Origin of the sequence: Vibrio sp. SSH13-20 (assembly GCF_040104475.1) — a bacterium.
GTDB classification, from domain to species: Bacteria; Pseudomonadota; Gammaproteobacteria; order Enterobacterales; family Vibrionaceae; genus Vibrio; species Vibrio harveyi.
Genome location: NZ_JBECOU010000011.1, coordinates 75,537 through 81,960, shown reverse-complemented (window position 1 = coordinate 81,960; position 6,424 = coordinate 75,537). Strand labels below are relative to the sequence as shown.

Here is a 6,424-nt window from a genome sequence, read left to right as displayed (position 1 = left end):
CGTTCGGATAAATTTGCATCAAAAGCGTTCAAAAGAGCACGTTATTTCTACAGTTCTTTGAATTTATCTGCGAAAAGAGCCACTTTTTCCCAATTGGTGTATTCCACTTCTTTGGTCGTATCGGTTTCGCCCCCTGTCATCGACATAATGAACTTAATCATAGTTTTGTCGAACCAACCATAACGAGGATAATAAAGAGCACCAGCAAAAACACCAATTAAGATTGGTTTCCAAGGCGACTTGGTCAGGAACTTACGAATGTAAGCGCTACCCTCTGGCGTATCTTTTCCTTGGTCTTCTTTGCGAGCAGTTAGGTTTACGCAGAAAAATGCCACTTTACTTTGTTCAAGTTGATTGAGATTTCGCTCAATAAACTGGTACAGCTTCTTATTAAGATGACCATAACGAATAGAGGCTCCAATCAATACTCTGTCGTATTGGCTGAAATCAATCGTCTCTACACTATGTAAATCCACCAGCTCGCAATCGAACTCTAATAGCTGCTCATCTATATAGTGGAGAATTTTTTTAGTCTGCCCTTCTCGGGAAGAATATAGAAATAATGCTTTTGCCACAATTTCCCCTTAACTGCGCCAAAACGTCGGCGTAAGTAAAATAAGTAAGGTAAAGATTTCCAAACGACCAAACAGCATAGAAACAATCAATACCCATTTTGCTTTGTCATTAACATCACCAAAGTGAAGTGCTACTTCCCCTAAGCCAGGACCGAGGTTGTTCAGAGTCGCAGCTACCGCCGAGAACGCACTTAGTTCATCCATGCCAGTCGCAATCAACCCCAGCATACAAACCACAAATACGAGCGCGTACGCAGAGAAGAATCCCCAAACCGCATCAACAACACGCTGCGGTAGCGCACTGCCACCCACTTTGATGGTGTACACCGCACGAGGGTGCACCAAACGCTTCAGCTCACGAGCACCTTGTAAGGTCAGTAGCAGAATACGGATCACTTTCATGCCACCACCAGTCGAACCAGCACAACCACCGATGAAAGAAGAGAACAATAACAACACTGGCAAGAACAACGGCCAATCAGCAAAGCCGGTTGTAGTAAAACCTGCAGTAGTAGAGATTGACACAGTTTGGAACAAGGCTTGGTCGAAGGCATCATAAGGAGAGTCATACGAGTGATGATTCAATAGTAATAAGAAGCAAACCAAGAACAGAACCACTTGAATAAAGATAAACGCGCGAAACTCTGGGTCTTTCCAATAGTATTTAGGATGCACGCCACCAGACGCAAACGCGGCAAAGTGCAAAGAATAGTTACATGCCGAGATTAACAAGAAGACAACGGTAATCATGTTGATGGCATAGCTATCGAAATAGCCCATGCTGGCATCGTGCGTAGAGAAGCCACCGATAGCAATGGTGGAGAAGCTATGGCTAATAGCATCAAATGGCGTCATACCTGCCAACCAAAATGCTACGGCACATGCAATTGTCAGACTCAAATAGATGTACCACAGTGCTTTTGCTGTCTCAGCAATACGTGGGGTCATCTTAGTATCTTTTACTGGTCCTGGTATTTCAGCTCTATACAGCTGCATACCACCGATACCAAGAACAGGAAGAATGGCTACCGCCAATACGATGATACCCATACCGCCAAACCACTGTAGAAGTTGGCGATAAAAGAGAATCGCTTTTGGCAACTCGTCGAGCCCGACGATCACCGTCGCACCTGTTGTCGTTAAAGCAGAGAAGGACTCAAAAAAAGCATCAGTCACAGATACATTGGGGTTATCTGAGATCAGAAAAGGGATAGAGCCAGCACTGCCAAGTACAGTCCAGAAAAGAACAACAATAAGGAAGCCATCACGCGCTTTAAGCTCGTGTTTGTGCCTGCGGTTTGGGAACCAACAGATCCCACCGCATACAAGAAGTACGAAGAAAGTCGTGACAAAAGGTACACCCGCACCATCTCGATAGATAAGCGCAACTAGCGCAGGCGCGAGCATTGTGACACTAAAAAGTGCGAGCAATAGCCCGACGATTCGAATAATTGAACGAAATTGCATGGATTGATTGACTAGCGAAGCTGTCCCTGTGGCTTCCTATTTTTCATTATTGTCCGTCTAGTGGGGTGACAATTGCCTTTGCACCACTTTTGTTGATGATAGCTTGGGTAAACGCGCTCACTTCACGTAGCTCAATTTCCACCACTAATACCACCTGATCGCTGTATTCAGCATCCACTTCAACCGCACCAAACTGGGGCATAAGCGACTGTGCGATAGGCATAAACCCATAGTCTAACTCTAGTCGGAGTTTTGTGGTTATTTTTTTCTCAATTGTTTGAAGCAGCTTGAGCGCTTGTTGCACGCCGCCACCATAGGCTTTGACCAAACCACCTGTACCAAGCTTAATGCCGCCAGAATATCGAGTAACTACAGCGGTAATCTCTCCAACTCCAGAGCCAGACAGCTGAGCAAGGATTGGTTTACCTGCTGTCCCTGAAGGTTCTCCATCATCACTAAAGCCCCACTTCATCGAATCTTCTGGTCGACCAGCAACAAATCCCCAGCAGTTGTGTCTTGCATCAGCATGCTTGGTTTTGATCTGCTCAACGAATGCTTTCGCCGCTTCCACGCTTGGCGTATGTGCTAAGTAAGTAATAAAGACACTCTTTTTGATCTCTTCTTCAAATTGAGCAGGCTGAGCAGGAATCAGATAAGGCAGGTCATTCATAGGATTAAGTCACTTTTCTCTTTGTCTAAAGTCTATCACGAGAGGTAATTGTGAGTCGCATAAGATCTGCCTTAGCGCACAATGTTAAACACTTGTTTAAAAAATGTATTGAAATTAACCAGTCCGAAGTCCAAACTAACTTCACTGGTCTAACCAGAACAATAAATAAAACGACTTTCCTCTATATCTATTTGCTGCCCTACAGGCGCTCAGCCCGCATCAAATTGGTATACAGACAATCCAAGATTGTATGTCATGGAGATAGACAATGATTTACCAAGCCGAAACCCTACAGGTAAAGGAAGTACAAGATGGTATTGCAGAACTAAGCTTCTGCTCTCCAAAATCCGTTAACAAGCTCGACCTAGCGACACTAGAGTCACTCGACAAAGCCCTTGATGCACTAAAAGCGCACCAAGGACTGAAGGGCTTGATGCTCACCTCAGATAAAGACGCGTTCATTGTTGGCGCTGATATCACCGAATTCTTAGGTCTTTTCGCTAAGACAGACGCTGAACTCGATCAGTGGCTACAATTTGCTAACAGCATCTTCAATAAGCTGGAAGACTTGCCTGTCCCAACTATCTCGGTACTAAAAGGCCACACGTTAGGTGGCGGCTGTGAATGCGTACTTGCAACTGACATGAGAATTGGTGACAAGACCACCAGCATCGGTCTACCAGAAACAAAACTGGGCATCATGCCGGGCTTTGGTGGTTGTGTGCGTCTGCCACGAGTTATCGGTGCCGATAGTGCGATGGAAGTGATCACTCAAGGAAAAGCGTGTCGTGCGGATGAAGCGTTAAAGATTGGTCTTCTGGATGCGGTTGTTGATACCGACACACTTTACGAGTCAGCACTCAAGACACTGACCTCGGCAATCAACGAGAAGTTGGACTGGCAAGCTCGTCGCAAGCAAAAGACATCACCTCTAACGCTAAGTAAGCTCGAATCAATGATGAGCTTCACCATGGCGAAGGGTCTAGTGGCTCAGAAAGCGGGTCCTCACTACCCTGCTCCAATGACTGCCGTTATTACGATTGAAGAAGGCGCTCGCTTTGCTCGAAACGAAGCTCTCGACATTGAACGTAAACACTTCGTAAAACTGGCTAAATCTGAAGAAGCGAAATCACTGGTTGGTTTGTTCCTTAACGACCAATACATCAAAGGGCTTGCGAAAAAATCAGCTAAGTCAGCGAGTAAAGACACGCAACGTGCGGCTGTGCTTGGTGCGGGCATTATGGGCGGCGGTATCGCCTACCAATCTGCTTTAAAAGGCGTACCGGTGTTAATGAAAGATATCGCGCAACCTTCACTCGATTTAGGCATGACGGAAGCATCTAAGCTGCTAAATAAACGCTTATCTCGTGGTCGCATTGATGGCTTTAAGATGGCTGGTATTTTAGCGTCTATCACACCAAGCCTACATTACGCAGGCATTGAAGAATCAGACGTGATTGTTGAAGCCGTAGTAGAAAACCCGAAAGTAAAAGCAGCAGTTTTGAGTGAAGTCGAATCGCATGTCGGTGACGATACCGTTATTACCTCAAACACCTCGACAATTCCTATCAACCTGTTGGCAAAATCGCTAAAACGCCCAGAAAACTTCTGTGGCATGCACTTTTTCAACCCAGTGCACCGCATGCCTCTTGTTGAGATCATCCGTGGTGAACATACCTCTGATGAAACCATCAATCGCGTTGTTGCGTACGCAGCGAAAATGGGCAAATCACCAATTGTCGTTAATGACTGCCCTGGGTTCTTTGTAAACCGCGTATTGTTCCCATACTTTGGTGGCTTCAGCATGCTACTTCGCGATGGTGCTGACTTTACGAAAATCGACAAAATTATGGAACGTAAGTTTGGCTGGCCGATGGGACCTGCATACTTGCTCGATGTTGTTGGTATTGATACTGCTCACCACGCACAAGCCGTTATGGCACAAGGCTTCCCTGAGCGTATGGGCAAACAAGGTCGTGACGCAATAGATGTACTGTTCGAAGCAGATAAATACGGCCAGAAGAATGGCAATGGCTTCTACAGCTACACCATTGATAGAAAAGGTAAGCCTAAGAAAACCTTCTCTGAAGAAATCTTGCCGGTGCTCGCAGACGTTTGTGCCGATAAACAGGACTTTGACGAACAAACCATCATTCAACGTATGATGATTCCAATGATCAACGAAGTGGTACTGTGTCTACAAGAAGGCATCATTGCCACTCCACAAGAAGCGGATATGGCACTGGTTTACGGTCTTGGCTTCCCTCCATTCCGCGGTGGCGTATTCCGCTACCTAGATAGCGTAGGTATTGCTGAGTTTGTTGCAATGGCAAAACAATACTCAGAGCTTGGTGCTATGTACCAAGTACCACAGATGCTGATTGATATGGCGGCGAAAGGTGAAAGCTTTTACGGTGCACAACAGCAAGGTTCTATCTAAGGAGGGATTCTAAAATGACTAATCAAACAAGAAATGTTGTCGTAGTCGATTGTCTACGTACTCCAATGGGTCGCTCTAAAGGTGGTGCTTTCCGTCATACGCGAGCAGAAGATCTATCTGCGCGCCTAATGAAAGGTATTCTTGCACGTAACCCACAAGTAAACCCAAGCGAGATTGAAGATATCTACTGGGGCTGTGTACAACAAACCCTAGAGCAAGGCTTTAACGTGGCACGTAATGCGGCGCTACTTGCTGGTCTACCAATTGAGATTGGCGCCGTGACGGTTAACCGCTTGTGTGGTTCATCAATGCAAGCGCTTCACGATGGTACACGTGCCATCATGACGGGTGACGCTGAAATCTGTCTAATTGGTGGTGTTGAGCACATGGGACATGTACCAATGAACCACGGTGTGGACTTCCACCCAGGTATGTCCAAGACAGTTGCAAAAGCAGCAGGCATGATGGGCTTAACCGCTGAAATGCTTGGTAAGCTGCATGGCATTAGCCGTAAGCAACAAGACGAGTTTGCTGCGCGTTCCCATGCTCGTGCACATGCTGCAACCGTAGAGGGTCGTTTTAGAAACGAAATCCTACCAATTGAAGGACATGCGGCTGACGGCACGCTGTTCACTCTAGATTACGATGAAGTCATTCGCCCTGAAACATCCGTTGAAGGTCTATCTCAACTTCGTCCTGTTTTCGACCCAGCCAACGGTACCGTAACAGCCGGTACATCATCGGCGCTGTCTGATGGTGCATCAGCGATGTTGATCATGAGTGAAGAGAAAGCTAATGAACTTGGCTTGAAGATTCGAGCACGCATTAAAGGTATGGCCATTGCGGGCTGCGATCCTTCAATCATGGGTTACGGTCCTGTACCTGCGACGCAAAAAGCGCTCAAGCGTGCAGGTCTTTCAATTGAAGATATGGATGTGGTCGAGCTAAACGAAGCATTTGCCGCGCAGTCTCTACCATGTGCTAAAGACTTAAGTCTGCTTGATGTTATGGATGAGAAGGTCAACCTTAACGGTGGCGCAATTGCATTGGGTCACCCGCTTGGTTGTTCTGGCTCACGTATCTCAACGACGTTAATCAACCTAATGGAAGCAAAAGATGCGAAATACGGTCTCGCAACCATGTGCATTGGTTTAGGTCAGGGTATTGCGACTGTATTTGAACGACCATAGTCTGTTTAAGAAACGCTAGGTTGTAGTGATCAATTCAACAGTCACGAGCAAATGAACCAATACTGAAATTTTTTAGTATTAC

The 6,424-nt window shown here is 46.1% G+C and carries 5 protein-coding genes; 2 read left to right on the top strand and 3 right to left on the bottom strand.

The genetic code is table 11. The features are described from left to right. Window positions 1-47: 47 nt before the first annotated feature. Genes hemG through ABMY42_RS24015 form a run of 3 tightly spaced genes read right to left on the bottom strand, consistent with a single transcriptional unit; the run spans window position 48 to window position 2,712 of the window. Window positions 48-575 (bottom strand): menaquinone-dependent protoporphyrinogen IX dehydrogenase, encoded by a 528-nt coding sequence (hemG, locus tag ABMY42_RS24025; protein WP_005451088.1) that lies wholly within the window; start codon window positions 573-575, stop codon window positions 48-50. 9 nt (window positions 576-584) lie between these two features. Then, entirely contained in the window at window positions 585-2,042 is a 1,458-nt protein-coding gene (locus ABMY42_RS24020; protein WP_005451087.1) for a TrkH family potassium uptake protein, read from the bottom strand. Between the two features lie 46 nt (window positions 2,043-2,088). Next, window positions 2,089-2,712, bottom strand: a complete 624-nt coding sequence (locus ABMY42_RS24015) for a YigZ family protein (protein WP_005440863.1) — start codon at window positions 2,710-2,712, stop codon at window positions 2,089-2,091. 268 nt (window positions 2,713-2,980) lie between these two features. Here ABMY42_RS24015 and fadB point away from each other — a divergent pair, with 268 nt between their 5' ends. Together fadB and fadA are read left to right on the top strand one after the other, a co-directional pair. Then, window positions 2,981-5,152 (top strand): fatty acid oxidation complex subunit alpha FadB, encoded by a 2,172-nt coding sequence (gene fadB, locus ABMY42_RS24010; protein WP_038897959.1) that lies wholly within the window; start codon window positions 2,981-2,983, stop codon window positions 5,150-5,152. 14 nt (window positions 5,153-5,166) lie between these two features. After that, window positions 5,167-6,342: an acetyl-CoA C-acyltransferase FadA gene (gene fadA, locus ABMY42_RS24005; RefSeq protein ID WP_349266868.1), complete on the top strand. Its 1,176-nt coding sequence runs from the start codon at window positions 5,167-5,169 to the stop codon at window positions 6,340-6,342. The last annotated feature ends 82 nt before the right edge of the window (window positions 6,343-6,424 follow it).

What these genes read in the sequence shown, in the direction of transcription:
- ABMY42_RS24020 (WP_005451087.1), bottom strand. Translation starts at nt 2,042, where the DNA reads ATGCAATTTCGTTCAATTATTCGAATCGTCGGGCTATTGCTCGCACTT.
- ABMY42_RS24015 (WP_005440863.1), bottom strand. Translation starts at nt 2,712, where the DNA reads ATGAATGACCTGCCTTATCTGATTCCTGCTCAGCCTGCTCAATTTGAA.
- fadB (WP_038897959.1), top strand. Translation starts at nt 2,981, where the DNA reads ATGATTTACCAAGCCGAAACCCTACAGGTAAAGGAAGTACAAGATGGT.
- fadA (WP_349266868.1), top strand. Translation starts at nt 5,167, where the DNA reads ATGACTAATCAAACAAGAAATGTTGTCGTAGTCGATTGTCTACGTACT.